28 protein-coding genes and 6 tRNA genes are annotated in these 22,374 nt (G+C 64.0%); 22 read left to right on the forward strand and 12 right to left on the reverse strand.

Going from position 1 to position 22,374, the window contains the following annotated elements; genetic code table 11:
- Positions 1-31 precede the first annotated feature (31 nt).
- From ACM0PY_RS04385 to ACM0PY_RS04430, 10 genes are read left to right on the forward strand one after another with little or no spacing between them, the layout of a single operon-like run.
- Positions 32-2,479 (forward strand): phage tail fiber domain-containing protein, encoded by a 2,448-nt coding sequence (locus ACM0PY_RS04385; protein ID WP_049444473.1) that lies wholly within the window; start codon positions 32-34, stop codon positions 2,477-2,479.
- A 24-nt stretch (positions 2,480-2,503) separates the two neighbouring features.
- Entirely contained in the window at positions 2,504-5,278 is a 2,775-nt protein-coding gene (locus ACM0PY_RS04390) for a tail fiber domain-containing protein (protein ID WP_049451865.1), read from the forward strand.
- Positions 5,278-5,763: a hypothetical protein gene (locus ACM0PY_RS04395; RefSeq protein WP_049447215.1), complete on the forward strand. Its 486-nt coding sequence runs from the start codon at positions 5,278-5,280 to the stop codon at positions 5,761-5,763. The genes ACM0PY_RS04390 and ACM0PY_RS04395 overlap by 1 nt, the downstream gene beginning before the upstream one ends.
- Positions 5,764-5,789: 26 nt before the next feature.
- A complete protein-coding gene (locus tag ACM0PY_RS04400; protein WP_005412393.1) occupies positions 5,790-6,059 on the forward strand; it encodes a phage holin family protein in 270 nt (89 codons plus the stop codon).
- Positions 6,056-6,301 carry a DNA packaging protein gene (locus ACM0PY_RS04405; protein ID WP_032961803.1) on the forward strand — a complete coding sequence of 82 codons (246 nt, stop codon included), beginning with the start codon at positions 6,056-6,058 and terminating at the stop codon, positions 6,299-6,301. Before ACM0PY_RS04400 ends, ACM0PY_RS04405 begins: the two co-directional genes overlap by 4 nt.
- Positions 6,302-6,309: 8 nt before the next feature.
- Positions 6,310-7,974 (forward strand): phage terminase large subunit, encoded by a 1,665-nt coding sequence (terL, locus tag ACM0PY_RS04410; protein WP_235646857.1) that lies wholly within the window; start codon positions 6,310-6,312, stop codon positions 7,972-7,974.
- An 8-nt stretch (positions 7,975-7,982) separates the two neighbouring features.
- On the forward strand, positions 7,983-8,174 hold the full coding sequence (locus ACM0PY_RS04415; protein WP_049434054.1) for an LPXTG cell wall anchor domain-containing protein: 192 nt from the start codon (positions 7,983-7,985) through the stop codon (positions 8,172-8,174).
- Complete coding sequence (locus ACM0PY_RS04420; RefSeq protein WP_049397868.1) at positions 8,171-8,617, forward strand: lysozyme; 447 nt, start codon at positions 8,171-8,173, stop codon at positions 8,615-8,617. The genes ACM0PY_RS04415 and ACM0PY_RS04420 overlap by 4 nt, the downstream gene beginning before the upstream one ends.
- Entirely contained in the window at positions 8,614-8,922 is a 309-nt protein-coding gene (locus ACM0PY_RS04425; protein ID WP_180886082.1) for a hypothetical protein, read from the forward strand. The genes ACM0PY_RS04420 and ACM0PY_RS04425 overlap by 4 nt, the downstream gene beginning before the upstream one ends.
- A complete protein-coding gene (locus tag ACM0PY_RS04430) occupies positions 8,919-9,371 on the forward strand; it encodes a hypothetical protein (protein ID WP_005412387.1) in 453 nt (150 codons plus the stop codon). The genes ACM0PY_RS04425 and ACM0PY_RS04430 overlap by 4 nt, the downstream gene beginning before the upstream one ends.
- Before the next feature lie 21 nt (positions 9,372-9,392).
- On the opposite strand, the gene ACM0PY_RS04435 is transcribed toward ACM0PY_RS04430, so the two are convergent.
- The 3 genes from ACM0PY_RS04435 to ACM0PY_RS04445 form a co-directional block, all read right to left on the reverse strand.
- Positions 9,393-9,779, reverse strand: a complete 387-nt coding sequence (locus ACM0PY_RS04435) for a response regulator (RefSeq protein WP_005409127.1) — start codon at positions 9,777-9,779, stop codon at positions 9,393-9,395.
- Between the two features lie 103 nt (positions 9,780-9,882).
- On the reverse strand, positions 9,883-10,215 hold the full coding sequence (locus tag ACM0PY_RS04440) for a hypothetical protein (RefSeq protein ID WP_032961798.1): 333 nt from the start codon (positions 10,213-10,215) through the stop codon (positions 9,883-9,885).
- A gap of 215 nt (positions 10,216-10,430) precedes the next feature.
- Positions 10,431-10,760, reverse strand: coding sequence for a hypothetical protein (locus ACM0PY_RS04445; RefSeq protein ID WP_032961796.1), 330 nt, complete (start codon positions 10,758-10,760; stop codon positions 10,431-10,433).
- A gap of 1,074 nt (positions 10,761-11,834) precedes the next feature.
- On the opposite strand from ACM0PY_RS04445, the gene ACM0PY_RS04450 reads away from it, so the two are divergent.
- From ACM0PY_RS04450 to ACM0PY_RS04500, 11 genes are all read left to right on the forward strand, one after another.
- Positions 11,835-11,996: a hypothetical protein gene (locus ACM0PY_RS04450; protein ID WP_154267699.1), complete on the forward strand. Its 162-nt coding sequence runs from the start codon at positions 11,835-11,837 to the stop codon at positions 11,994-11,996.
- 68 nt (positions 11,997-12,064) lie between these two features.
- Entirely contained in the window at positions 12,065-12,235 is a 171-nt protein-coding gene (locus tag ACM0PY_RS04455; protein WP_004154558.1) for a hypothetical protein, read from the forward strand.
- Between the two features lie 64 nt (positions 12,236-12,299).
- Positions 12,300-12,899, forward strand: coding sequence for a DNA polymerase III subunit beta family protein (locus ACM0PY_RS04460; RefSeq protein WP_005412385.1), 600 nt, complete (start codon positions 12,300-12,302; stop codon positions 12,897-12,899).
- Positions 12,900-12,951: 52 nt separating this feature from the next.
- Positions 12,952-13,275, forward strand: a complete 324-nt coding sequence (locus tag ACM0PY_RS04465; protein ID WP_005412384.1) for a hypothetical protein — start codon at positions 12,952-12,954, stop codon at positions 13,273-13,275.
- Entirely contained in the window at positions 13,275-13,715 is a 441-nt protein-coding gene (locus tag ACM0PY_RS04470) for a hypothetical protein (protein WP_005412383.1), read from the forward strand. The genes ACM0PY_RS04465 and ACM0PY_RS04470 overlap by 1 nt, the downstream gene beginning before the upstream one ends.
- On the forward strand, positions 13,712-13,894 hold the full coding sequence (locus ACM0PY_RS04475; RefSeq protein ID WP_032961794.1) for a hypothetical protein: 183 nt from the start codon (positions 13,712-13,714) through the stop codon (positions 13,892-13,894). The genes ACM0PY_RS04470 and ACM0PY_RS04475 overlap by 4 nt, the downstream gene beginning before the upstream one ends.
- The gene (locus ACM0PY_RS04480) at positions 13,891-14,151 is read left to right on the forward strand and encodes a hypothetical protein (RefSeq protein WP_032961791.1); all 261 of its coding nucleotides are present in this window, start codon (positions 13,891-13,893) and stop codon (positions 14,149-14,151) included. Before ACM0PY_RS04475 ends, ACM0PY_RS04480 begins: the two co-directional genes overlap by 4 nt.
- Positions 14,152-14,214: 63 nt before the next feature.
- Positions 14,215-14,835 carry an antirestriction protein ArdA gene (locus ACM0PY_RS04485; protein WP_032961789.1) on the forward strand — a complete coding sequence of 207 codons (621 nt, stop codon included), beginning with the start codon at positions 14,215-14,217 and terminating at the stop codon, positions 14,833-14,835.
- Between the two features lie 241 nt (positions 14,836-15,076).
- On the forward strand, positions 15,077-15,217 hold the full coding sequence (locus tag ACM0PY_RS04490) for a hypothetical protein (RefSeq protein ID WP_005412379.1): 141 nt from the start codon (positions 15,077-15,079) through the stop codon (positions 15,215-15,217).
- 739 nt (positions 15,218-15,956) lie between these two features.
- Complete coding sequence (locus ACM0PY_RS04495; RefSeq protein ID WP_005412378.1) at positions 15,957-16,331, forward strand: winged helix DNA-binding protein; 375 nt, start codon at positions 15,957-15,959, stop codon at positions 16,329-16,331.
- 65 nt (positions 16,332-16,396) lie between these two features.
- Positions 16,397-17,641, forward strand: a complete 1,245-nt coding sequence (locus ACM0PY_RS04500) for a tyrosine-type recombinase/integrase (protein WP_180885808.1) — start codon at positions 16,397-16,399, stop codon at positions 17,639-17,641.
- A gap of 59 nt (positions 17,642-17,700) precedes the next feature.
- Here ACM0PY_RS04500 and ACM0PY_RS04505 read toward each other — a convergent pair.
- The 7 genes from ACM0PY_RS04505 to ACM0PY_RS04535 all read right to left on the reverse strand — a co-directional run bounded on the left by ACM0PY_RS04505 (position 17,701) and on the right by ACM0PY_RS04535 (position 19,585).
- Positions 17,701-17,787: transfer RNA gene (locus tag ACM0PY_RS04505), tRNA-Leu, on the reverse strand.
- 136 nt (positions 17,788-17,923) lie between these two features.
- Complete coding sequence (locus ACM0PY_RS04510; protein ID WP_180885810.1) at positions 17,924-18,292, reverse strand: hypothetical protein; 369 nt, start codon at positions 18,290-18,292, stop codon at positions 17,924-17,926.
- A 423-nt stretch (positions 18,293-18,715) separates the two neighbouring features.
- Positions 18,716-18,791 (reverse strand) — tRNA-Lys (locus tag ACM0PY_RS04515).
- A gap of 197 nt (positions 18,792-18,988) precedes the next feature.
- Positions 18,989-19,064, reverse strand: a tRNA-Lys gene (locus ACM0PY_RS04520).
- 79 nt (positions 19,065-19,143) lie between these two features.
- Positions 19,144-19,220 (reverse strand) — tRNA-His (locus ACM0PY_RS04525).
- Positions 19,221-19,392: 172 nt separating this feature from the next.
- Positions 19,393-19,469 (reverse strand) — tRNA-Arg (locus ACM0PY_RS04530).
- Positions 19,470-19,508: 39 nt separating this feature from the next.
- A tRNA-Pro gene (locus ACM0PY_RS04535) sits at positions 19,509-19,585 on the reverse strand.
- Positions 19,586-19,765: 180 nt separating this feature from the next.
- Here ACM0PY_RS04535 and ACM0PY_RS04540 point away from each other — a divergent pair.
- Positions 19,766-20,524 carry a Bax inhibitor-1/YccA family protein gene (locus tag ACM0PY_RS04540; protein ID WP_069138943.1) on the forward strand — a complete coding sequence of 253 codons (759 nt, stop codon included), beginning with the start codon at positions 19,766-19,768 and terminating at the stop codon, positions 20,522-20,524.
- Between the two features lie 81 nt (positions 20,525-20,605).
- On the opposite strand, the gene ACM0PY_RS04545 is transcribed toward ACM0PY_RS04540, so the two are convergent.
- Together ACM0PY_RS04545 and ACM0PY_RS04550 are read right to left on the reverse strand one after the other, a co-directional pair.
- Positions 20,606-21,514: a LysR family transcriptional regulator gene (locus ACM0PY_RS04545; RefSeq protein WP_134972213.1), complete on the reverse strand. Its 909-nt coding sequence runs from the start codon at positions 21,512-21,514 to the stop codon at positions 20,606-20,608.
- A gap of 53 nt (positions 21,515-21,567) precedes the next feature.
- Complete coding sequence (locus tag ACM0PY_RS04550; RefSeq protein ID WP_180885812.1) at positions 21,568-22,311, reverse strand: cysteine hydrolase family protein; 744 nt, start codon at positions 22,309-22,311, stop codon at positions 21,568-21,570.
- Positions 22,312-22,374: the final 63 nt, after the last annotated feature.

The following is a 22,374-nucleotide window of genomic DNA, read 5'->3' on the forward strand; positions in this document are numbered from 1 at the left end:
CCCTTCGGGGCCTCCACCTTTTTGAGAACGCATGATCGAACTATCGCGCGGCCTTTCCTTCGTGCTCTACACCTACGAGGGAGGCCCTACGCGGTTCACCGTGCCGTTCCCGTACATCGCCCGCGAACACATCCGGGCGTTCGTCGGTGAACCGGACGCGGCCCGCGCTGTCTCCGTGTCGTGGGTGGACGCCAGCACCATCGAGATTCCGTCGCAGGATGGCGTGCTCGACGCACCCTACACTGTGACCATCCGGCGATTCACGCCGATTGACGCCCTCCTGGTCAACTACAAGGAAGGCGCAAACCTCCCGGCGCGCGACTTGTCCAAGTCGTTCCGCCAACTGCTGTACGCACACCAAGAACTCGCCGAGTTCGGTGGCGGTAGCGGCCTCCCCGGTGGCACCCCCGGCAACGGCGGTGGCTCCTCGGACCTCAACGCAATCATCGAGCAGCTCCTCCGCTCTCCCGCACTCCAGGACCTCCTGACGCGCATCGAGCTGATCGACATGAACGCCGAGGCGATCCTGGAGGAGATCATGCGCTCGCACGAGTTCTTCGACGTGCAGCGCGACTACGGCGACAAGATCAGCACGGCAACCCACGAGATCGGGCTGCTGACCGAGGGCAACCGCGTCATCGCCCAGCAGGTCATCGACCTGTTCGCGCGTGTCGATACCAGCGAGCGGAGCAACCAGGCTCAGTTCCTGGAGGTCAACCGGGCCATCGCAGACGAGACCTCGGCGCGTGTCGAGGCGCTGACCGAGCTGCAAGCTCAGATCGTCCAGAACGGCGAGGTCGTGTCCGCAGCGCTCAACCAGCGGATCGACGAGGTGGAATCCACCACCGAGGAAGCCCGCGCGGCCACCGAGCAACGCCTCGGCGCACAGATCGACGACAGCGTGGTGCAAATGCGCGACGCCGTGATGGTCGAGGTGGACGCCACGAAGGCGCGCGTCTCCGACGTGGAGACCGCAGTGGTCCAGCACGGCGAGAACATCGCTGGCCTGGCGCAGACCACGGAAGCCCTGACGACCGCCGAGGGTGCCAACACGGCATTCCGGCAGCAGATGGCGGCCAGCTACGGGGCGAACGTCCCGCAGGGCATCGCCAACGAGATCGACGGCCAGGTGGCCGCCGTGTCGGCTGCTTTCGAGCAGCGCATCGACACTGAGGCGTCCGCGCGCGAGGCCCTGGCAACCCAGGTGTCCACGCTCCAGACGACCACCGCACCGACGATCTTCTCCGAGACGCAGCCCACGGCTCCCGCTGGCGGCTTCAAGGTCCCGACGTTCTGGATCAAGACCGGTCAGACCGGCGCGTACCTGACCCACGTTTGGGACGGCACGAGCTGGCGCAAGGCCGACATCGACACCACGTCACCGACCGGTGCGCTGGTGCAGCAGCTCCAGTCCACCAAGATCACCGCAGAGCAGGCACAGTCCATCGCAAGCACCCAGGTGCAGGCGTTCAAGGACGGCGCATTCGCCACGCTCCAGCAGAACTTCTCCGTCGTCGCAGGCGAACACGCTGGCATGTACGGGCAGTGGCAGGCGAACTACTCGGTCAAGATCAACGCAGGCACTGTCAACGGCGTCCCTGTCGTAGCAGGTATTGCCCTGTCAGCGAATCCTGCGACGGGCAGCGACTTCATCGTCACGGCCGACCGCTTCGCCTTCGTCCACCCGCAGTACACTCAGGGCGGCAACCTGGCGAGCGTGAAGTACCCGTTCGTGATTGGCAGCGTGGGCGGCCAGTCCACCGTAGGCATCCAAGGCGCCCTCGTCGTGGATGGAACCATCACTGCGGACAAGCTCAGAGTGAACAGCCTGTCGGCACTCACCGCGAACGCTGGCACGATTAACGGCGGCACCTTCAAGACCCACTCGCTCGACGGAAACGGCAACGTCATTAACGCGGCTGAGTTCCGGGTCGAAATCTCCAACCTGGGCGACTGGCCCCTCTGGATCGGCTCCGGCGTGAAGACCGCCAACAATGCTGTCTTCTATGTGGATCGAGGCGGTGGTGCATTCTTCCGGGGCAAGGTCAACGCGCCCAATGTCGTCGGTCAGTTCCAGGCCGCCGCAGCAATCACTTGGTCTGGTGCAGTCAACCTTGGTGGCCCGCGCGAGGAAGTCGAGGTGATGCGCTTCTGGCTTCCTGCGCCGCTGCTTGCCGGGGAGCAGCACATCCCGGCAATCAACCTCAGTATCGTCCACGACCAAGCCTACTGCCCTGTGTACGTACTACAGCAGCGTGTCGGCTCCGTCTGGCTCGACGTCACCCGCGCGGGCATGGACGGCATCTACTCGTCCGGATCGACCGCGATCCCTATGGGCCGCTACGGGCAGATCAGCGGCGCCGGTTATCAGACCGGCTCCGAGTCCGAGTTTCGCCTTCTGATTGTTCAAGACCTCGACAGCCTGCGTAAGAACGGAATCGTCCGCTCGGTTCGCGGCTACGTATTCGGCATTCGCTAACCAACATAGAAAATCCTCAAACGCATGAGCAACAATCCCGGTTACGTCTCCAACTCGGAACTGGCCTCTCGCCTGTCGAAAGTAGTTGACCGCTGGAATACCCGCGAGAATCAGATGATCTCGCTGCTGACGCAGGACGAAGGCACTGTCGTTGTCACGGACGGCCTCGGCGTCAACCACACGCTACCGTCGTTCCCGCAGCTCCAGAAGGACGTGACGGCAATGACCGACGAGCTGACCGGCTCGGTCGTGCAGGTACGCGACCTGGTGTCCGTGGCAACCGGCATGGCGAACGCAGCGGCCGAGTCTGCCAGTGAAGCCCTGGGCTTCTCCGACGCCGCCGAGGCGTCCGCCGTGCGGGCTGCGGAATCTGCTGCCAGCATCGAGGACGACGTTATCGCCTCGGCCGAAGCGGCGGCTACCGCTGTCGCAAAGGCTGGCGAAGCAAGCGCATCGGCGTCTGCGGCGGCAACCAAGGCAGCCGAGGCCGGTGCTTCGGCCGTTGATGCCGCAGCATCCTCGCAGGCAGCGTCGGCCTCTGCCGCCTCGGCCGGTGACTCGATGTCGCAGGCTAGGGCGGCGGCGAACGCTGCTGACGCTTCGCGCGCCGCTTCGGCGGCCGTGCTGGTGGAAATGACGGACCTGGCAGACCTGGTGGAGGCAGACGCGCAGTCGGCCGCCGCCTCCAAGACCGCCGCAGCTGGCAGCGCAACCGCTGCTGCCGCCTCGGTGACCAGCGCAACCTCCCAGGCCAACCGGGCGGAAGCCCAGGCGTCCATCGCCACCACCAAGGCCAGCGAAGCGGCTGGTTCGGCGGTAACCGCGGCCGGCCATGCCTCCGCAGCGTCCGGCTCGGCGTCGGCCGCCTCCACCTCAGCGCAGACCGCATCGTCGGCCAAGACCGCTGCCGAGGCTGCCCGCGACAAGGCGAACCTGTACGCGAACGCTCCCCAGGGCACCGAGGTTTCGCCGGGCGAGTTCTCGGCGAAGCATTGGGCCGCCCAGGCTCAGGCTGCGGCTACCGGCTCCCTGATCTACATGGGGTCGTGGGACGCGAGCACCGGGGCATTCCCGGCGAACCCCGTGAAGGGTCACTTCTACAAGGTCGTCGGCGAAGGCACCGTGGGGGACATCCACTGGCGAGTCGGCGACCAGGCGCTCTACGGCGCTACCTGGGAGAAGATCGACAACACCGATCAGGTAACCAGCGTCGCCGGGAAGCAGGGCGACGTGACCCTCGTGGCTGGCGACATCGGCGGGCTGGGCGCGCTGGCGACCCGCAACGACGTGGACTTCAACACCCACGTCACCGGCAAGCCGACGACCTACCCGCCGAGCACCCACACGCACACCAAGGCGCAGGTCGGCCTCGACAAGGTGGACAACACCGCCGACCTCGACAAGCCGATCAGCACCGCGACGCAGGCGGCGCTCGACGGCAAGGCGGCGGCGTCGCACACGCACTCCATCGCCAACGTGACCGGCCTCCAGGCTGCGCTCGACGGTAAGGCCGCGGCGTCGCACTCGCACACCATCGCCAACGTCACGGGCCTGCAAGCGGCGCTGGACGCGAAGGCGAACCTGTCCGGGGCGAACTTCACTGGACCTGTCGGCGTTGGTTCTGCGGGGGACGGCAACGACCTACTCACGTTCAACAGCGAACGCTCGTGGTCGTTTAAGCAGGTGGGCACGGCCGCTGAGACCGTTCTCCAGCTGTATGACAACACTGGTGCCAAGAGGTTCCAGATCGCAGCGGCGCAGACCAACAACGTGATCGAGATCGATCCGGCCAAGGCCGCGATCAAGATCAACGGCAACGCTGTTTGGCACTCGGGCACCTTCAACCCCGCCAGCAAGGCAGACGTGAGCCACACGCACACCATTGCCAACGTCACGGGCCTCCAAGCTGCGCTCGACGGCAAGGCGAGCCTGGGCGGCGCAACCTTCACCGGACAGGTCACTCTGGCCTACTCCGCGCCTCTGCGGTTGACCGGCATGGGTGCAGCGGGAACCGTGTACATCCACGGAACGAACGGCGCTGGCGATGACGTCTGCTCGATCACCCGCGTGAACACGAACAGCTGGTACAACCTGTACTGGAACGGCGCTGCGAATATCGCGGGCCGCCTGACGGCTGGCGATCAGATTTACCTCAACGCGGGCTGGTTCCGCTCGCAGCAATCCGGCACCGGCTGGTACTCGGAGCCGCATGGCGGCGGCTGGTTCATGCAAGACAATTCGTACATCCGCAGCTACGGCAGCAAGCGCGTGTTGATCTCGTCGGGCGGCGGTGCGGACGGCGACCTCCGCCTGGAAAGCACCTCCCCGACCATTACCTTCTACGACACCGATCTCGGAACGACTCACTGGCTCCACTGTAACGACAACAACCTGGGCTTCCTCGCGTCTAACAGTTTCGCCTGGGCCTGCTTCCGCAACAATAACAACGACTGGCAGTGTCAGAGCAACAGCATTTCCTACGCTTCGGACGCCCGTCTCAAGGAGAACATCGCGCCCATCGCGCGAACTGCGGTCGACGACTTCTTCTCGAAGTTCCGAGTGCGGGAGTTCGATTGGAACGACGAACGGATCAAGGAGCTGAACCCCGGCTTCACCTACTCGGCCAAGCACGAGTACGGCGCAATCGCGCAGGAAGTCGAGGAGGTTCTGCCGTACATGGTCTACGAGTCCGAGCATAACGGGATCAAGACGATCCTGTGGGACAAGGCCGTGCCGTTCCTGATTGCCGAGGTGCAGGCGCTCCGTAAGGAAGTCGCAGAGCTGCGGGGAGGTGCCTGATGGCCCTCCCTGGCTCCGGTGCGATCTCCTGGGAAATGATCCGTGCCGAGTTCGGCGGCGGGTATCCGATCTACGCGCACCAGTATTACCGGGGCGCTGGATTGGTGCCCGACGTTCCTGCCAACTACGGCGTACCCACGAGCGGCCCGCTCTACGCCTCGCAGTTCTACAACGCGGTCAAGGCGACGCCGTTCCAAGCGTCGTTGTCGCCGAGCTGGCTGATGGGGAGCTGGCCGCAGAACACCAGCGGCACGATCAGCAGATCGTTCACCGTTAGCTGTTCGGGCGGCACCGGCAACTACTCGGTGATCTCTCGCACGGTGGACGGTGGCGCTTCGATCTCCGGCAGCGGCCTCGGCGGAACCGTGACCGCATCTGGCCGCAACACTAGCCGCATGGGCACTTTCACCGTAGCCGTCACCGACGGCGTAACGCAGATCACTTTGAGCGGCAGCTACGAGTACAGCTTCGGCGTTCCGATCTAACGCCCTTACCACCTACAAGAGACCTAATGCACGATGAAGTGAAGCTGGTCGGCGCTCTCGCGGGCGTCGGCCTCATCGTGGGCATCGCAAAGATGCTCACGTCGAACGACCCGATCACCTGGAAGCAGGCGCTCGGCCGCGCAATCCTCTCCGGCGCTACCGGCCTTGCCGCTGGTGCCATCGTCATTTTCATCCCCGGCGTCTCCTTCGTCGCCCAGGTCGCGCTCGCGTGCATCCTGGCGTCGCTCGGCACGTCCGCGCTGGAGACCGTACTGAACCGCGTCGTCAACAAGTGACCGCCCCCAAGGATGCCTTGGAGCGACTGCACGCCGCAGTCGCGGACAAGCTCGCCGACACCATCGACTCGATGGAGTCGGACGCGAAGGGCCTGGCCTCGATCCTCAACGTGGCCCGGCAGTTTCTCAAGGACAACGGCATCGACGTTGCGGCCACGCCGCCCGGCTCACCGCTGGGCAAGCTGGCCGACAAGGTGTCCGAGTTCCCGTTCGATCCCGCTGAGGATGGGCGGCTGAACTGATGGAGGGCATGACGAGCCTCCACGTTCGTCACCCTTTCGAGGACTTCCGCAACTTCGCCTGGTACGTCTGGAAGGAGCTGGGGCTGCCAAGCCCCACTCCGATCCAGTACGACATCTGCGAGTTCCTGAAAACCGGCCCGCGCCGTCGCGTCATCATGGCGTACCGCGGCGTCGGCAAGTCCTGGGTGACGGCCGCCTACGTCTGCTGGCTCCTCTGGAAAGACCCCAAGCACAAGATCATGGTGGTCTCGGCATCGAAGGAACGCGCCGATGCGTTCTCGGTGTTCGTCAAGCGCCTGATCGAAACCCTGCCTGAGCTGCAACACCTGCGCCCGCGCCCGGACCAGCGCAACTCGAACCTGGCGTTCGATGTCGGTCCCGCGCAGCCCGATCAGTCGCCCTCGGTGAAGTCGGTCGGCATCAACGGCCAGCTCACCGGCTCCCGCGCCGACACCATCATCGCGGACGACATCGAAGTCCCGAAGAACTCCATGACCGTCGTGCAGCGCGAGAAGCTCGCCGAGCTGGTCAAGGAGTTCGACGCGGTGCTCAAGCCAGGTGGCGAGATCATCTACCTCGGCACTCCGCAGACCGAGGAGTCGCTCTACAACAAGCTGCCCGAGCGCGGCTACGTCATCCGCATCTGGCCTGCGCGCTACCCGAAGGACACCAAGCACCGCCAGGTGTACGGCGACCGCCTCGCGCCGATGATCGCCGATGCGTTCGACGCGAACCCCAAGCTCGCCTGGAAGAACTGCGAGAGCGTCCGCTTCTCCGATGAGGACTTGATGGAGCGCGAGGCGTCCTACGGACGCTCCGGCTTCATGCTCCAGTTCATGCTCGATGCGTCGCTGTCCGACGCCGAGAAGTACCCGCTCAAGCTGTCCGACCTGATCGTGATGGACGTGGACCGCGAGGTCGCTCCGATTCGCGTGGTCTACAGCAGCGGCCCGGAGTACATCGTCAGCGACATCCCGTCCGTGGGCTTCACTGGCGACCGCCTGTACCGGCCCATGTACCTCGCCTCGGAAATGGAGGAGTTCACCGGCAAGGTGCTCGCTATCGACCCCTCGGGCCGAGGCGGCGACGAAACCGGCTATGCGGTCGTCGGCATGCTTCGCGGCATGCTCTACGCGCGCCGTGCTGGCGCGACCAAGGGCGGCTACGACGACGACACGCTGGAGACCCTGGCGCACATCGCGCGCGCCGAGAAGGTCTCCGCAGTCCTCATTGAGGCCAACTTCGGTGACGGCATGTTCGCCAAGATGCTCTCCGGCGTCCTGGCGCGCGTGTACCCGTGCTCCATCGAGGAGGTGAAGCACTACGGCACCTCGAAGGAGAACCGAATCATCGACGTGCTGGAGCCGGTGCTGAACCAGCATCGCCTGGTGGTCGATGCCTCGATCATCCGCGCCGATCAGAAGTCCGAACAGAAGTACCAGCTGTTCTATCAGCTGACGCGCATCACGCGCGACCGCGGCGCACTGCGCCACGACGACCGCCTCGAAGCGCTGGCGATGGCCGTGAAGTATTGGGCCGACCAGCTCTCCCGAGACGTGTCCAAGGAGGAGCAGCGCTACCTGGAGGAGCTGCTCGACCGCGAGTACGCCTCCTTCATCCAGTCCGTGACCGGCCGCATGCCGTCACCCGACAACTACCTCGACATCCTGTAGGAGACCCAATGTCCAACACGCTCGCTGCGTGGCTGATGGCGCTCGCCGCCGCTGCCCTGCTGTACCTGTTCCTGCGCCGCAAGAACGACGACGACAACGACGGCCCGAGCGCACCCGCGCCGGTAACGCCGTGCGACTGCAACCACGCTCCCTGCTGCCACACCCAGGGCGGCCAGTCGAACCCCTACGCCCCGGTGTGAGCCAGGCTGTCCAGCTCGCGCGCCCTCTGACGATGAAGTCGGAGGGTCTGCGCCTGGTGGCCTACCTGTGCCCCGCAGACAAGTGGACCATCGGCTACGGCCACACCGGCAGTGACGTGAAGCCTGGCCTCCGCATCACCGAGGAACGCGCTGTGGAGCTGCTGGAGGCTGACCTCTCCAAGGCCGCTACGGTCGTCCGTCGATACGTGCGCGTGCCCCTCAGCGCGCCGCAGGAAGCCGCTCTGATCGACTTCGTGTTCAACCTCGGCGAGGGCAACTTCGCCAGCTCCACCCTGCTCCGCGTGCTCAACGCGGGCGACTACGCGGCGGTGCCCGCACAGCTCCGCCGATGGACCAAGGGTCGCGTCAAGGGCGTGCTGACGGACCTGCCCGGCCTCATCGACCGCCGCGAGGCGGAAGTCAAACTCTGGAACTCCAAGTGACCATCAAGACCATCTACAACCGCGCCAGCGAGCGCCTGGTGCGCGCCTACGAGCGCGCCAAGGGGTACGCAGCGCTGCGCACTGCCCTCGCCTCGCAGTGGCTCCTGGAGAGCCTGCGCGAGACCTCCCGTCGCACCTACACCGGCTGGCTGTTCGTCGCCGTGTTCCTGGCGCTTCCCTACGTCGTCCTCGGCGGCCTGTGGGAGCACCTGCGGAATGCCGCGGAGCGCCTGTGGGATGACGTGAACGACATCGAGTGGGCTGCGTTCACCCCGAGCTACTGGCGGGAGCACATCAAGCAGTGACCACGCTGGCCTTTGACGGCCGGCTCGTTGCTATCGACTCGCAGGTCACCGCTGGTGATCTGCGGTACGAGGAGGAGAAGTTCTACCGCACCACCGACACCACCGGGCGCGACCTGGTGGTGTTCGGCGCGGGCACCACTTCCCACATCCAGCGAGCCGTGCGCGAGCTGTCGGAGGGATTCGACGAACTGACCAAGGGCGAGTACACGATCCTCGTGGTCGGCCTGCGGGACAACCCGGTGGCCTTCTACCACGACGGTCTCCCTCTCGACCTCCGGCGCGACTTCCTCGTCGCCGGTAGTGGTGGTGCGATTGCCCTGGCCGCCATGAAGGCAGGCCATAACGCGACCGAAGCAGTCCTCATGGCCTGCTCGACGGACCTCTACAGCGGTCCTCCGGTGCAGACCTACGACACGGTTACAAAGCGTTTCCTAAAACGCCGGACCTGAACTACTGGCGCATGGACGCGCCTAAACAGGAATGCCGATTTGGCGAGTCCTATCAAGGGCGCTCATGAGTTCTTTGATGCGGTACGGCTTCGGGAGAAAGGTCGCCCACTGGTGAGCGTCAGGGAGCTGCGGGTTCGGCACCCCGGACGCGAACATGTAGGGAATTCGGTGCGACAGCAGGTAATCGGCGACGGACATTGATGCTCCGTCCTGCGTCTGGATGTCTAAGATCGCCGCGTGAAATGCTTTCGCCTCTATGCGGTCGAATGCATCGGCAGCGGAGGCGACCACATCGACCTCGTAACCCTGCATCGCCAGGATTTCCTTCAACATCCCTGAGAGGTCAGGATCATCTTCCATGACCAACAACGAGCCGAGCCGACCCTGGCTGTATGCATCCGTAGCCATCGCGCGTTCTCCCACGCCTACGTTCCCCAAACGGTTCGTACCGTACACGACGGCCAGTTAAAAGACAGGAAACGACTCTACCTGAAAGTGAACAGTTCAGCTATCACGCCAATTCTTCATCCTTGAACCACCACATTACAGCCAAGACGACAAACCAAACGATCAGCGGGACGCCAATCGTGAATTCCACGAGTAGGCCTCTCATGTGCTCGTGCTGCGCGGCCTCAGTCAGTGCAGAATCCAGAATTGGCACCGCATCGGCCACCACGCTGTACGCGGTCGTGTCATCGTTTATGACCTCGCGGGTACGTTCGACCAGCTCCCGTGCTGCTCGAAGCTTCGCGTGCTGATATGCGGCGGGCACTCCAGCACAGACCAGCGAGAGGACAGTGACCAGCGCCGCCAAGCGAATGAGGAGGGTATTGAGCGATGCCATAGATGCTCGTTGTAATGTCTATGCCAACCGCTAAGTTTATTCGACCACGGAGCACTGGGAGGGCTTGACAAGGGTGCTATCATAGTAAGACCTAAGTATTACTCTAGCAGGACTATAGAGTTCTATTCATTGGTATTCACCATCAAGTAGAGCTACAGTTCTCCTATGCACTCCTGGGGTGTTCCTCTGTCCTCCTTGGGTGCCACTGCGGCGGACTAGACCTCCGTCCCATCCTTGATGACCCATAGCACCACGCCCGCACCAATCCAAGCGAGCGCCGGGATGCCCAAAGCGAGCTGGAGAAACAGGTTGCGGGAATTGCGGTTGCTGATGAGGTCATTCGTCGCGGCGTCAAACGTCCGCACCGCCTCATCAACCAACACCTGCGGCGAGGCGTCGTTCTCGATGATCTGCTCGTTCCAGGAACGCAACTCCTCAGCGCTCCTTACGCCGGTCTGAAAGTACGCGGCAGGGAGTCCTGCGAGCACTAAGGCCAGGACGGTGATCGCGGTAGCGGTTCTTATCGTGTATCGGCGGGCGTACATAACGTCTCCTCGAAGTGACAGAGGTGGTCGAAAGGTTTGCGGCAAATTTCCGAAGGAGTATCCAACTACTTGGAACGGCGCGATCACCCCCCGTAGGGGGTCGCCCCCTGTAGCGTAAGGCACGATGCGCCCCCTTCGCGTCACCTGCGGCGCCACCACCTCGGCTAACCTACTGATTCCAAAGGTGAACCACCGGATTAGGTATCCAGTGCCTAGGCTATCCCATGCGACACCTGGGCAACCTGCAGACATCCGCGCTCAAACGTTCGCGCCTCTGTCTGTCCCTATCTGTCTTTTTGCCCCGACCGCCACGCGCCCACCTCGGCACCACCTCGGCACACCTGCCGACCACCTCGGCGCACCCTGCCCCGGCCTATGCCCACCTGCCGCCCACCACGGCCAGCCAATGCGCCACCACGGCCCACGCAAGGCCCGCCACGGGCATCCCTACCGCCCCGCCTATAGAAGCTCCCCACGCGCGCTAGGCGCTCCCTGCGACCATCCAAAATCGTTGCCATCGGGGTATTGACAGCCATGCGGGGATTGATCTAATCTATACCCGTCGCCAGCAACACGGCGGCAGCGGAAAAGGCGGCGACAGACGTGCGACCGATGGATCGACAGCACCTAGAGCTTATCCCGCCAGCACTGAGGACTAGCCCCAAAGGCCCCTAAGCGCACCGCAGGTAACGTCCGGCTCAACCATCCCCCTACCGGGAGTGATTGACAAACCGGGAGCAAAAGGGCATAATGCCCACCATCGAACAACGGCCGCAGGGTGCGGTCGGGACAGTAGGAAAGGGGCAGGCAGGAGCGCCGCCCACGGCAGAACGCGGGGAGCTGGGAACACTAGCCGCGCCGGGAAGTGTAAGGGCCGATGAAGGCCGCCACGGATACCGGGTCACCGCCAGAAAGAGCGGGGCCATCTGTACGGGATTCCTAGGCGAGCTGGAGGCGCTCCCGGAAGCTGGCGACGGTCAGATTCCATGCCTTACGAGCATGAGTCTGACCGCCAAAGCGCCCCTACCGTTGTGATGGGGCGTTTTGGTGGTCCGATTCACTGGAGAGCAACCCATGACGATGATCCCGTTTGATATGACCGCCCGCGACTACTACGTGGCCGGTTGCATCCGCCGCGGCATCCGCGAGCACCGCGCCCGACTCAACGAGCGGGAGCGCCAGGCACACAAGAACCGCACCCAAGTTGCGCCTTGTCCATCCCCCGTTGTCATCTGATCCCCTTTCGTCAACCCGGTTTTCCACACCCCGCCGACGTGTGACGGCGGGTCTTTTTTGGAGCTACCATGAGCACCAATGGACCACTGGAGGACTTGCAAGTGCGCAAGCTCACCGCTGAGATTCGCAAGATCAACCGCGAGAGCGACAAGCTGATGATGGAGACCCGGTGGTATCCGCTGGTGGTCGCCACGGCCTTTGTGGCTGGCATCGTCACGCTGACCAAGCTGTTCCTCTAACAGCGCCCTACCCCAATCCCCCGAAGCCGCCGCAAGGCGGCTTTTTTGTTGCCCGGAGAAAGCTATGAACAAAATTCCTTCCGCCCTGATCGCCGCCGCTCTGCATGTGGCCCCCAAGAATGACGTTCGCTTCTACTTGAATGGCGTGCTGATTGAGTCGCACGCCGATGGTGCGATCATCGTTGCTACAGACGGCCACCGCATGCTTGTGGTGCGTACCAGCCTGCCGTGGGACATTGGCAAGATCATCGTGCCGCGCAATGCGTGCGAGCTGGTCGCCAAGATGAAGGGCGATGTCTATTTCAGCGCCGTGGGCGATGCCAGCCGGTTCAAGGCGGAGCGCGGAGGCCAGGCCATTGAGTTTGCTGCCGTTGATGGAACCTACCCGGACTGGCGTGCTGCGGTGTCCAAGCCGAACGAACTCAAGCTGTCCGGATTCGCGCCTGCCGTCCTCGAAGGCGTAGTGAAGGCGGCCGGTGTAATTTGCAAGGCATTCGGCGGCAAGGCCACTTCACTGATTCCGGTGACTGGCGGCGACGTGGCGGCCATGTTCGGTATTGGCGGCATCACCGATCCGAGCATCAGGTGCGCGTCTTTGATCGTCATGCCAATGCGCGACTCGTCATACCCGGAAGCCCTGTGCAGCGACGCGCTCCGCGCTTAACCCGAACCCATCAGCCGCCGCAAGGCGGCTTTTTTGTTGCCCGGAGAAAGCCATGAACCTCGACAACTACGCCCCCGAGAGCGCGAAGCGCATAGCCGTGGCGCTGGTGGATGCCGCCCTCGCCGCTGGTTACTCGCTCGGCGTCTACGACGGCGAAGAAACCACGGTGCGGCACAGCCGCGACCGGCAAGAAGTGTTGGAGGCCCTCGCCTCTACCGACCACGATCACCTGCGGTTCTACCGCCCGGACGCAACAAAGGCGGGGTTTGTGCTCCTGATTTGGGAGAACGGGGACGACGCCGCGAGCGACTGGAGCGACAACGACGAGACCAACGCGCTGGTGATGCCGGTGCTGCGCGGGCTGGGGGTGCTGTGATGGAACTGCGCACCTACGGAACCCGCAACGTGTTCCTGGCACAGCCGGGGCGCTATCACGAACAACTGGCGGCGACCGCGATGACGCCGCAGCAAGCCGAGGAGTTCGCCACCGTGGTCAACCGCGCAATCAGGGATACCGACTTCGACCCCATCGACCTCGCGCAGCTGGCGAGCGGGTGGACGTGGCCCGAGCCGATGAGCACCGCGCCGCTGGGCATTGAGGACTCCGAATTTCTTGTCGAGGTGGCGCGCATGCTGCACCGCCTCTGGCAGGAGGTCGGCGAGCAGTGGAGCGGCGTTTGGGCCTACGACATCGCCGACCCGCTGGGCGGGTGGCTGTCGAGGAACGGCATCAACCACGAGACCGCCGATGGCGTGGCCCGCGCCGAGCAGCAGGCCCGCGCATGGATCGCCGAGGGCATGGGAGCCGCGCGATGAGCTACCGCGAGGAGGACATCTTGTTCGAGACCGAAAAGGCATGGGTGCTGCGCAAGGGGCCGAACCATTTTGAGGTCTACAAAATCGGCCTCACCCACTCGACACGCCACGGCATTTTTCACAACATCCCCGGCGCACTGGATCGCGCCATCGAACACGCAAAGGGCCTGTCGCAATGAGCAATGACAACGAGCTGGCTGTACCTGCCGGTGACAAGCTGGTCACCCTGGGCGACCGATCGGTCTCCTACGGTCCCCGCCAAGAGTTCGACGGGAGCGTCGAGCCTTGCGCACCGATGGCCGCGCAGTTTTGGGGCGTCTACCGCTGGGCCGGTAAGGACCGCTGGTGGTGGATTGCCGACGTGGCCGACGAGGACACCGCCCGCGCAGTGGCCGCCGCCTACCTGCTGAACGTCAAGCCCGATTGGGCGCACTGACCGATAACCACCCCTGATCCCGAGGCCCGCCTAGTGCGGGCCTTCGCATTTCTGGAGCACACCATGCAAATCTACGTTGCCTGCCTTGCCTCATATAACGCTGGCGTCCTGCACGGCGAGTGGATCGACTTGGAGGGACGCGACGCCGACGACGTGCGCGATGAGATTGCCCGCATCCTGCGCGAGTCGCCGCACCCGAACGTGACCGTTGATTGCCCGGATTGCGGCGGTACTGGAACCACATACGTCCCCCGAGTATTCGGCGGGGCGGAATGCACGGCGTGTGGCGGAAGCGGCAAGGTCGCCAGCGCCGAGGAGTGGGCCGTCCACGACTACGACGACGTGTTCGGGGATACCTGGGGCGAGCACCCCGACCTGGACAAGCTGTGCGCATTGCAAGAGCGGCTGGACGAGTTGCACAACGACACCGAACGCGCTGCCTACACGGCCTTCTGCGACCACGAGGGCCTCGACGATGTGACCGTGGAGCAGTTCCACGAAGCCTACGTGGGCCAGTTCGATAGCTGGGCCGACTTTGCCGAGAACTATGTGGACGAATCGGGGCTTCTCCACGGCGTGCCCGACGCCCTCTCCCGCTACTTCGACTACGAGAGCTATGGCCGCGACATTCGGCTCAACGGTGACGCGTTTGAGGTGAGCGGCTTCTACTTCTGGAGCCGCTAACGCCGCTTCCGCAAGACCCTGCGCCAATACAGGTATGTGCGATGCGCCGGCACCGAGCTAGTCCACACCCATACGACTAGGTGAAGGGCCGTAATGGCGACTTCTACGCGGGGGTCAATCATCGAACGGTCCTTGGGGTCGGGAGTGGCGATCACGCCCTTCAGCCCTACTCATAAGGCCAATCTCGATATTTGGCACTCATTGTTCCATTTGTAGCACTTGCATAACAGGAGACTTACATATGCGTAACGCAGATTTCACCGCAAACTCGACCCTGGTGATCGTCAACGTGGCCCTCCGCGTCCACCAGTTCGGCCCGTTCTTGGTATTCGAGCGGGAGGTTTTGGTCCTGCATGAACGGACCTACGAGGTGCCCGAATGATTCGGACCATCAATTTCGACCATAACGAGAAGCGCGGCGCTCTCCGCGCGATGCTCGGCCTACTCAACGAGCGCGTCCAGTTCTCGGTCGTCCCCGAGGACTGTGGCTGGCGGGTGTCGTATCCGGTCCCACCCGCGGCCCCAACGGAGACCCCGCGGCCATGACTTCACTGCACCAGTCGGGATCAATCTCTCCCGTGGTACTTGATTCCTACGGACGCGCCATCATTGTGGCCTGTAGTCTGCCCGACGGCAGCGTCATGCTGTCGGGCTGCGCATCCGCAGACGACCAGGGGGGCGTTCTCAGTCTATGAGTACGGTGAGACGGACAATAGCCAGCGCGGTAGTCCGCGTAGGGCAAGGACTGTTTTTTGCATCCGTGGTCGGGGCCATTGTGACCCTGGCGGCGATGCTGGCACTACCGTTCTTAAAACACTGAAACGTAAGACCTTTTTGTGGAGCGCAGCCGGGGGTGGCGGCGCATTACAACGCCGTGAGCAGGGGACAGGACGGCCCCTTCGCAGGGCAGAAGTACCTGGACCTGTTCGTGAAAGCCTTTGGATATGAGATCGGAATCGACCCCTCCCCCACGCCTTGGCAGCGTGGTTTCTGGATGGACAAAATTGGCAAGAATGCCATCAACATTGGCTTGGGCCTTGTAATCCTTACATTGCGGCTCCAAGATAGACCCTGATGGTTTCCCAAGGGGGAACCATCCCCTTACGGAAAATGAGCGCACCATGAATCTCTCGCAGAAAGAACTGACGGCCATTCTCACAACCGCACTGTCAGCCTTCCGGGAAGAGATCGACGAGGACATCACCGCCACCCGCATCCTCACCCTACTCGCCGTTGTGGACGAGCCGGGCATTCAGCAGGTGGACCTTGAGCGCGTCCTCGGCGGACTCTCTCCCTCCGCAGTGAGCCGCAATGTGCTCGACCTGTCGTCTATCAAGCGTAACCGCGAGCCGGGGCCTGACTTCCTAGAGCAGCGCCCTGATCCCGCCTACCGCAAGCGCAACCTGATCTTCCCGACGACCAAGGCGCTGCACTGGCTGGCTTCGCTCGCAGAACGTGTCAACCGCAAGGTGACGGCGCGCGTCGCAGCCGCCTAACCCCCAATACCCCGTTGTGCCCCGAGGCCCGCCTAGTGCGGGCCTTTTCATTTTTGGAGATACACATGGCCCTTCGCCTCAAAGGGACCGCGCCCAAGCCGGGTGCGCCCGACAAGCGCTACTACATGCTCGACGTGCAGGAGGGATACCGCCGCGTGCGCCTGTCCACCGGCACCCGCGACCGCGTGGCAGCCGAGCGCAAGGAGCAGGCGGTCCTCGACGCCCTGCGCGATGACCCCGAGATTTCAGAGGACGCGCTGCGGGAGCTGATTCGGGGCAAGTCCCGGTCGGTGCAGATGGCCGTGGCGAAGGCCAAGGTCCGCCAGCGCACCCTCAAGGACGCGATGGACGACGCGCTGGACGACCGCAACTTTTGGGGCAAGCTCCGGTCCATCGACACCGTGCGTACCAACTGCAAGGTGGTCCAGAGCTACCTGGGCGAGGAAACGCCCATCAACGACATCACGCAGGCCGCGGTCAACGACATGGCGCAGCGCATGCTCGCCGACAAGGCGGCTCCCGCCACCGTGAACCGCAAGATGCAGTGCCTCCTTGCCCTACTGAAACGCGAGAGGAAGGCCGGCCGGTTCTTGGGAGAGCTGCCCGAGTACAGCTTGGCCGACGAGAGGGACAACGCACGCACGTTCGTCCTGAACGTTGAGGACGAGGAATTGATCCTGGCGCGGCTGCTGGAGTGGGACACGCTCCCGAACGGCCCTGCCGGAGGGCACCCACGGGTGCGCGACGGGGCGGACTACCGCGACCTGTTCGTGTGCCTCGCCGACCTGGGCTGCCGCATGAGCCAGGCCATCGGCATCCGGTGGTCCGAAGTAGTCGATCAGGGCGGAAGGCTCCACGTCCGCTTCTGGCGGCACGCTACGCTCAAGAAGGGGCGTCCCCGCACCCTACCCTGCACCGCCCGTGTCGCCGAGGTTCTACAGCGGCGCAAGGACGCCCTGGCGGCCACATCGGACGGCCCCTTCACGATGCTCAATCGCACGCGCGCCGACCGGCTGTGGCAATGGGCCATCAAGGGGACACATCTCGCTTCCGAGAAGGAGTGCGTACCGCATGCGCTCCGCCATACGTGCGCCACTCGGCTGCTGCTGGCGACCGGCAACATCAAGCTCGTGCAGGAGTGGCTCGGACACCGCGACATCCAGACCACCTCAGCGGTCTACGCGAAGGTACTGGCCGAGCAATCGCTCCAAGGCATGTCTGCACTGGAGCAGTTCCGCCTCCCAGCCGCCTCGAACGGAACAGGTGACGTTCCGAGACAGGGATCAATTGCCAAAGCGGGAATCCAATAGGACAACTGACCGTCGCCAGCTTATTTTTCAATCACTTAGGCAATCTGTGCTCGGCCAGATGGTGCGAAAGGCGGGACTCGAACCCGCACGAGGTCACCCTCACTGGAACCTAAATCCAGGGCGTCTACCAATTCCGCCACTTTCGCGTGGCCGGCGCAGGCGTTCATTGTCGCAGGCGATGGCGGGAAGCGGAAGGCCTGCACAAAACTGAACATGGCAATGGTGCGCAGCCCGCGCGTTGAACCACCCCGGCGAGCGCAAGCTCATCCGGGGTGGCGGGGTTCACTGCTGCGGCCTGGCCTTGGCCGACGCCGTATCGGCACCCTGCCCGGCTGCAGGATCCACCTTGCGGATCTCCACGCCCCCGTCGCCGGTGCGCCGCAGGGCCGCCGGCTCCGGCGTGGCCTTGCGCACATCCACCGAACCATCCGCATTGCGCTGCACGTCCACCGCATCGGGCAGGGCCTCCCGCTCTGCCGCCTGAGCCGGCTGCATCTGCATGGCCTCACCGACCAGGCGCGCAGGAGCACTTTCAGTGCCAGCATCGCGTTCGCCGGTCTGCGCGGGATTGTCGGCGGGCGCGCAGGCCGCCAGTGCCAGCAACGCGAAGGAAACCCACAGCGTGCGGTGCAATCGATTGATATGAGCCATCAACATCTTCCTTCGTGCATGCGCCGTCGGCGCGGAAGATCCATTGGGTGCGATGCAGGATGCGATGCGGTGAGATGCAGCGCACAGCATTGATAACACTGATGACGCGTATGACCCTGATTTCAGCATTGCTTCAGTCGATCCACGCCATGCGCGGATGAAATGCCCCCCCCAGCGAACAGGCAAGAAAAAAGCCACTTGGCGAACCAAGTGGGAAGCTGCCGCGCATTCGCGCCGCAGCCCCACGCTTTGCGCGGTAAAGCGCGGGCCCCACTTCATCAGCCGCCACATCCCCGCGGCTTCGCCGCGCCCCCTTGACTCAAGGGGGCTCCACTCCAGCCAGCACCGCTGGCATCTGCAGATGCCCCCCCCCCGGCGAACAGGCAAGAAAAAAGCCACTTGGCGAACCAAGTGGCTTTCGTCTGGTGGGCTGTCAAGGATTCGAACCTTGGACCTATTGATTAAGAGTCAACTGCTCTACCAACTGAGCTAACAGCCCGAAATCGGGGCGCGAATTATGACCCGATCCGCTCGGTGGGTGCAAGCACTTTTTTCAACGTGGTTGAAACCAGCACTGCGGGCCCCGCTCCTGCTGCAGATCCACGCCGAACGGGTTCTGCAACGCGTGATCCATCGGAACGATGGGAGTCACATCTATAAGAAAAAGCCACCTGGCGTACCAGGTGGCTTCTGTCTTGGTGGGCCGTCAAGGATTCGAACCTTGGACCTATTGATTAAGAGTCAACTGCTCTACCAACTGAGCTAACGGCCCGTGAAACTCAGACGCACATTGTAGCGTGCTTTCTGTTTATTGCAATACCGTTTCGGCTGCGCCGATGCGGTTGAATCAGTGGGGTGGCTGAGGGGATTCGAACCCCCGACCACCGGAATCACAATCCGGTACTCTAACCAACTGAGCTACAGCCACCACTGAAACTTTCGCCCCATCGCCGATACCACTGACGCCGGAACCTTGAACATTGCCTGGGGACTGTCACCGAAGTTGCGGTCCGCCGAAGCGAGTCCGATATTCTGGTGGAGTCCTTGCGCTTTTGCAAGCACTTCTTCACATCCGTCGATGCGATCCCGGCGCTCGCCAATGGCGCGCCCGACAGGAATCGAACCTGTAACCGCCGGCTTAGAAGGCCGGTGCTCTATCCAGTTGAGCTACGGGCGCCCGAACCGGAACGGTGTCCAATCCGACGTGGCGTGGGATTGGTCGGGGTAGAGGGATTCGAACCCCCGACATCCTGCTCCCAAAGCAGGCGCGCTACCAGACTGCGCTATACCCCGGTCTTGCAATCCCCTCGGGTTGGGCCCGGGGAGTTGGTCATTGTCGCCAAGCGCGTTGGGAACTGTCAACGAAGGATGCACAGATCCCGGGCCTGCCACAACGCCGAAAGCAGTCATCGGCTATGCTCACGCCCATCGGCCGGATGGCCGTCCCGACCTTCATCCGCACGGAGAACACGCATGCGCAGCGGCAACCCGGCTCTTTCCGAGTCGACTTTCCTCGACCTCGCCAGTGGCTCGGTAGTGACCAGCCCCGACCAGGTCATGACCCTCAATGGCACCGCCAACAAGACCGGCATCCTGCTGCTGTTGACCGTGCTGACCGCGGCGTTCGCCTGGAGCCAGGCGGTCGACGAGTACGGCCAGATTTCCGGCAGCGCGAGCCTGTACGCCATCGGTGGCGCGATTGGCGGCCTGGTGCTGGCATTGATCACCATCTTCAAGAAGGAATGGTCACCGGTCACCGCGCCGATGTACGCGCTGGTCGAAGGCCTGTTCCTGGGCGCCGTGTCGGCCCTGTTCAACATGAAGTATCCGGGCATCGTGTTCCAGGCGGTGCTGCTGACCTTCGGCACCCTGGCCGCCCTGCTGTTCGCATACCGCAGCGGCCTGATCAAGGCCACCGAGAACTTCAAGATGGGCGTGGTCGCCGCCACCGGCGGCATCGCCCTGCTCTACCTGGCCTCGTTCGTGCTGGGCTTCTTCAACATCAACGTGCCGGTGATCCACGACTCCAGCTGGCTGGGCATTGCCTTCAGCCTGTTCGTGGTGGTCGTGGCCGCGCTGAACCTGGTGCTGGACTTCGATTTCATCGAGACCGGCGTGGCCCAGCGCGCGCCGAAGTACATGGAGTGGTATGGCGCATTCGGCCTGATGGTGACCCTGGTCTGGCTGTATGTGGAGTTCCTGCGCCTGCTGTCGAAGATCCAGCAGCGCTGAACCGGGCAGAGCCATAAACGACAAAGGGCGCCTTCGGGGCGCCCTTTTCTCTTTGTAACGCCTGGCTGCTGCATTTCCCGGCTAGCCAGTCACGCCGGCCTGTGCAGCGTAGTGCGCCGCAAGGTGCTCTACCAGCGCGCGCACCTTGGGCGCGAGCGCGCGCGCATGCGGGTACAACGCGAAGTAGCGCCGCTGGCCGGCATGCCAGGCCGGCAGCACGCGGATCAGACGACCGGCGCGCAGGTCCTCCTGCACGGTCAGCGCGGTGAACAGGCTGATGCCCATTCCGGCCAGCGCGGCGGCGTACAGCGCAGGCGTGGCATCCACACGCAGGCGCTGCCCGGCTTCAACGCTCACGCAGGCGCCGCGCGGCCCCTGCAACCGCCAGGGCGGCATTGATGGGGTGGGACTGAAACCCAGCAGCGTGTGCTGCTCCAGATCCGCAGCCTGCCGCGGCAGGCCATGCCGGGCCAGGTAGGCCGGTGCGGCGACCAGGATGCGCGGGCAGCTGGCCAGCTCGCGCGCGACCAGCTGGCTGTCCGGCAATGAAGCTGCAATGCGCAGCGCCAGGTCGAAGCCACCGCCCACCACATCGACCAGCTGATCATCCGCCGACAGGTCCAGCGTGACCTGCGGGTAACGCTGCAGGAACGAGGGCAGCCAATGCGGCAGTTCCTGGCTGGCCACTACCTGCGGCACGCTGATCCGCACCCTGCCACTGGGTTGCGCCTGCCCGGCGCGGGCACGATCGTCCGCCTCCTGCAGGCGGTCCAGCAGCGTTGCCGCCTCGCGGTAGTAATCGCGCCCGGCCTCGGTCAACGACAGCCGACGGCTGTTGCGATCGAGCAGGCGTACCTGCAGGTGTTCTTCCAGCTGCCGCAGCTGCCGCGACATCGCCGAGTGGGTGGTCCCCAGGCGCTCGGCGGCCGCGGTGAAACTGCCCGCGTCAACGATGGCGCGCAGCGCGCGCAGGGCGGCGAAGTGATCCATCGGCGGGCAGCTCCACGTGGCGGGGCCCACGGCATGCGGGCCCCGCCAGCTTATCAAGCGCCGTCACCGGCCTTGCGTACCGGCAGCGCCAGGATCGCGTCGGTGCTCATGACATCGCCGAAGGCGTCTTCGATCTGCGCCAGCGAGGCCTCATGCAGCGCGCGATGATCGGTGCGACGGCCGCCGGCCAGATCCAGGTCACGGCTGGCGCTGGCATCGGACGAGACGATCACCCGGTAGCCACGTGGTGCGGCCGCTGCGTCGCGCGCGGCACCGGCCACACAGGCATGGGTCTGCAGGCCAGTGACGATCAGGGTATCGATACCGGCATTCTTCAGCATCGGGTCGAGCACGGCTGCGGACGCGCCGGCGAACACGCTGACATTGTCCTTCTGCACCACGGTCTCGCCCTGGCGCGGCTGCAGGTCGCGATGGAAGGCGGCATTGACGCTGCCCTGCGCGAACAGGGGTGCGCCGGCCGGCAGCACGTGCTGGACATGGATCACGCGGATGCCGTGGGCATCGGCGAATTCGACTACCCGCCTGGCCTGGCGCAGTGCGGCCACGCCATCGGGAATGACCATGCGGCCACCCGCAAAGCCCGGTACGGCCTTGGCATCGAAGTACTCGTTCTGGAAGTCGATCACCAGCACGGCAGTCTTCGCCGCATCCAGCGAGGTCGCGACCGGCGCACCCGCCATATGGCGGATGGTGGGATGGGCCGGCTCGGCAGCAGCAACCGGGAGGGTGGCTGTCATGCCGATCAGGCTGGCCAGGCCGAAGGCGGTGAGGTTCATGTTCAAGCTCCGGTGCGTTGGGAAGTGGGCACAGGATGCCGATCACATTACGCACGAACCAGC

Source organism: Stenotrophomonas sp. BR163, from assembly GCF_047520985.2.
GTDB classification, from domain to species: domain Bacteria; phylum Pseudomonadota; class Gammaproteobacteria; order Xanthomonadales; family Xanthomonadaceae; genus Stenotrophomonas; species Stenotrophomonas sepilia.

Coding starts and splice junctions, on each gene's coding strand:
- ACM0PY_RS04385 (WP_049444473.1), top strand. CDS start 32: ATGATCGAACTATCGCGCGGCCTTTCCTTCGTGCTCTACACCTACGAG.
- ACM0PY_RS04390 (WP_049451865.1), top strand. CDS start 2,504: ATGAGCAACAATCCCGGTTACGTCTCCAACTCGGAACTGGCCTCTCGC.
- ACM0PY_RS04395 (WP_049447215.1), top strand. CDS start 5,278: ATGGCCCTCCCTGGCTCCGGTGCGATCTCCTGGGAAATGATCCGTGCC.
- ACM0PY_RS04400 (WP_005412393.1), top strand. CDS start 5,790: ATGCACGATGAAGTGAAGCTGGTCGGCGCTCTCGCGGGCGTCGGCCTC.
- terL (WP_235646857.1), top strand. CDS start 6,310: ATGACGAGCCTCCACGTTCGTCACCCTTTCGAGGACTTCCGCAACTTC.
- ACM0PY_RS04415 (WP_049434054.1), top strand. CDS start 7,983: ATGTCCAACACGCTCGCTGCGTGGCTGATGGCGCTCGCCGCCGCTGCC.
- ACM0PY_RS04435 (WP_005409127.1), bottom strand. CDS start 9,779: ATGGCTACGGATGCATACAGCCAGGGTCGGCTCGGCTCGTTGTTGGTC.
- ACM0PY_RS04440 (WP_032961798.1), bottom strand. CDS start 10,215: ATGGCATCGCTCAATACCCTCCTCATTCGCTTGGCGGCGCTGGTCACT.
- ACM0PY_RS04445 (WP_032961796.1), bottom strand. CDS start 10,760: ATGTACGCCCGCCGATACACGATAAGAACCGCTACCGCGATCACCGTC.
- ACM0PY_RS04450 (WP_154267699.1), top strand. CDS start 11,835: ATGACGATGATCCCGTTTGATATGACCGCCCGCGACTACTACGTGGCC.
- ACM0PY_RS04455 (WP_004154558.1), top strand. CDS start 12,065: ATGAGCACCAATGGACCACTGGAGGACTTGCAAGTGCGCAAGCTCACC.
- ACM0PY_RS04460 (WP_005412385.1), top strand. CDS start 12,300: ATGAACAAAATTCCTTCCGCCCTGATCGCCGCCGCTCTGCATGTGGCC.
- ACM0PY_RS04465 (WP_005412384.1), top strand. CDS start 12,952: ATGAACCTCGACAACTACGCCCCCGAGAGCGCGAAGCGCATAGCCGTG.
- ACM0PY_RS04470 (WP_005412383.1), top strand. CDS start 13,275: ATGGAACTGCGCACCTACGGAACCCGCAACGTGTTCCTGGCACAGCCG.
- ACM0PY_RS04475 (WP_032961794.1), top strand. CDS start 13,712: ATGAGCTACCGCGAGGAGGACATCTTGTTCGAGACCGAAAAGGCATGG.
- ACM0PY_RS04480 (WP_032961791.1), top strand. CDS start 13,891: ATGAGCAATGACAACGAGCTGGCTGTACCTGCCGGTGACAAGCTGGTC.
- ACM0PY_RS04485 (WP_032961789.1), top strand. CDS start 14,215: ATGCAAATCTACGTTGCCTGCCTTGCCTCATATAACGCTGGCGTCCTG.
- ACM0PY_RS04490 (WP_005412379.1), top strand. CDS start 15,077: ATGCGTAACGCAGATTTCACCGCAAACTCGACCCTGGTGATCGTCAAC.
- ACM0PY_RS04495 (WP_005412378.1), top strand. CDS start 15,957: ATGAATCTCTCGCAGAAAGAACTGACGGCCATTCTCACAACCGCACTG.
- ACM0PY_RS04500 (WP_180885808.1), top strand. CDS start 16,397: ATGGCCCTTCGCCTCAAAGGGACCGCGCCCAAGCCGGGTGCGCCCGAC.
- ACM0PY_RS04510 (WP_180885810.1), bottom strand. CDS start 18,292: ATGGCTCATATCAATCGATTGCACCGCACGCTGTGGGTTTCCTTCGCG.
- ACM0PY_RS04540 (WP_069138943.1), top strand. CDS start 19,766: ATGCGCAGCGGCAACCCGGCTCTTTCCGAGTCGACTTTCCTCGACCTC.
- ACM0PY_RS04545 (WP_134972213.1), bottom strand. CDS start 21,514: ATGGATCACTTCGCCGCCCTGCGCGCGCTGCGCGCCATCGTTGACGCG.
- ACM0PY_RS04550 (WP_180885812.1), bottom strand. CDS start 22,311: ATGAACCTCACCGCCTTCGGCCTGGCCAGCCTGATCGGCATGACAGCC.